Source organism: Streptomyces sp. NPDC006879 (assembly GCF_042869595.1).
In the GTDB taxonomy this organism is placed as follows: Bacteria; Actinomycetota; Actinomycetes; order Streptomycetales; family Streptomycetaceae; genus Streptomyces.
Genome location: NZ_JBIAGC010000100.1, coordinates 1 through 2,061, shown reverse-complemented (window position 1 = coordinate 2,061; position 2,061 = coordinate 1). Strand labels below are relative to the sequence as shown.

1 protein-coding gene and 1 pseudogene are annotated in these 2,061 nt (G+C 58.3%); both read right to left on the bottom strand.

Annotated elements, in window-relative coordinates:
• Window positions 1–302: 302 nt before the first annotated feature.
• Window positions 303–950 carry a hypothetical protein gene (locus ACFYMC_RS29695; protein ID WP_388531239.1) on the bottom strand — a complete coding sequence of 216 codons (648 nt, stop codon included), beginning with the start codon at window positions 948–950 and terminating at the stop codon, window positions 303–305.
• 854 nt (window positions 951–1,804) lie between these two features.
• Window positions 1,805–2,061, bottom strand: a pseudogene (locus ACFYMC_RS29690) (hypothetical protein); the annotation flags it as partial.

Genomic DNA, 2,061 nt, shown 5'->3' with positions numbered 1-2,061 from the left:
GAGCTGGTTTTCTTGGTCGAAAACCCATCTACCAGGGGCTTCACCATGTTGTCAGCCCAACAGCCGCACTTCAGAACCAGGTTGGAAAAGGCTCAATGGCATGGATCTTGGGACGCAACCCGATACCCTGCACGTAGAAAGTGCCCTCCGCCTGGACCGACAGAACCCCTCAGCAAGGTTCATCGTCCCAGGTCAGGAAGGCACTTTCGCGTTCCGTCCCCAAACCAGCCGTACTCAAGTGAAACGGCGAGGTTGAGCTGCGCAGCATTGCTACGAGTCACGTGACTTTGAAACAGCCCTGGTCAGAGCACAGCGCGCCTGTGGTGCTTCAGCGTCACATCCTCCTGCGACCCCGACAGCAGTGTGAAGCCGACACCGGGGACGTATTGGAGCTTCGCGGATGTATCCGAACCGCCGAAGATAACCTCCGTCTTGGTCGACGTCACAATGGTGTCAACCGAGTTGCTGGAAATGTTCGACTGTGTCCACACGTAGACCGTTGTGTACGGCGTGATCTGTGCGGTACTGCCGGAGAGCACGGGCGCAGCAGAAACGGCGTTGCCCACCGTAGAGATTCCGTTCACGACCGCACTCTGGTACAGCCCCATGGTCAGATACGAATAATCGGTGTTCTGGTTCTTAATGGTGAACGAACCCTCAGTGCCGCCTGAGACGGGGTTCAGGAAAGTTCCTGCCGGGGAAAACGTATAGATCTGGCCAGGCTGCGCACCATCTCTGTTCGCGAGTTGAGTGAGCACCACACCTGAAGTGTCGGTGGAAACGTTAGACGCATAGATGCCGTATTGCTCTTCCCAAGTCATCGTGTTGTTCTGAAAGGGTGCATAGACAATCCAGGCGACGTCCGGTGTGCCACCGGCGCTGCTTGGCTTGGCGACCACGACATTGGTGTTAGTCTGGTGAAGCGTTTCCACATCCGATGCGGCGAACACAGTACTGAGAGAGTAGCCCACAACAAACCCTTTCGAATCCAATGATCTTTGTGGCGGCTTTTCCTGTTCACTGCCGCCGATGTGAATCCTCGCCTTGATTCGCCTTTGCGGCTGGGCGCTACCTATTCAGTGCGGTCGATTCTGATTTCCATCGTGGTCGCGCTCGCATCGACATCCCCCACCCCTTCCTTTGGCGCACTCAACGGAAACGCGAAGTGCCACGTCGATCGGAACGCGAACGGGTTCACAGCATTCAGGGTGACGCCACTTACCATCCAGTGCGCCCTGAGTTTCAGTCGAATTTGCCACGATTGCCTCCTCTTGTGGAGTTTGGATGCGCTTAGGTATCACAGTACTCTCCTTGAACGGCGCCCGGAGGTCATGAAGAGACGCCCGTCACCGTTAATCAGATCTTCTCGGCTGTTGTCGAACCCGCCCCAGATTCAGGTTAGCGAATCAGGGTGCCGAGGAGGCCCTTAGAAGACTCGGGGTTTTTCTGACAAGTAGCTCCCTGGTCAATTCACCTAAGTCGGCCTGTCTGAATCGTCATGCTGATGCTTCGGTAATGTAGCAGGGCGTTCCGAGTATTGTCTCGCTGAAGGCATTTAATGCGCAAGAGGGAACTGCTGGGTCTAGGTATTTGCCTACTGAGGCTCTTTCATCCTGTATAGCTGCAGGTCAGCCTCGATTCGTCAGCGGTGATCGCTGTTTGTTGAGGTGATCGGTTCACCCCGGTTTGTTCCCGAGGGTGTCGGGCGGGGTCGTCGCGTGTCGCTGCGGCTGCGCCGGGTTCCACGGCCCGGGTGGTGCTGGTCTGCTCCTTCCTGGTCGTCGTCGGGTCGCTTCCTGGCTCGTCAGGTGACGGCCGGGGGGCCGGTGATCCGGCTCCAGACGGCGGTGAACGCGCGGGCCCAGGGCCAGGTGGTGTCGATGCGGAGCCATCGGCGGCGGGCGTGGCGGCTGAGCCGGGCGGGCAGGTGGTAGAGCCCGAAGCGCATGGTGTCCGGTTCGGCGTCGGCTAGTACTGCAACCGCATGTGATGTGACTGGTCGTCGCCTTGGTCGTTGGGCTGACTGTGTGATGAATCGCTGACGGTCGCGCAGATCGAGGA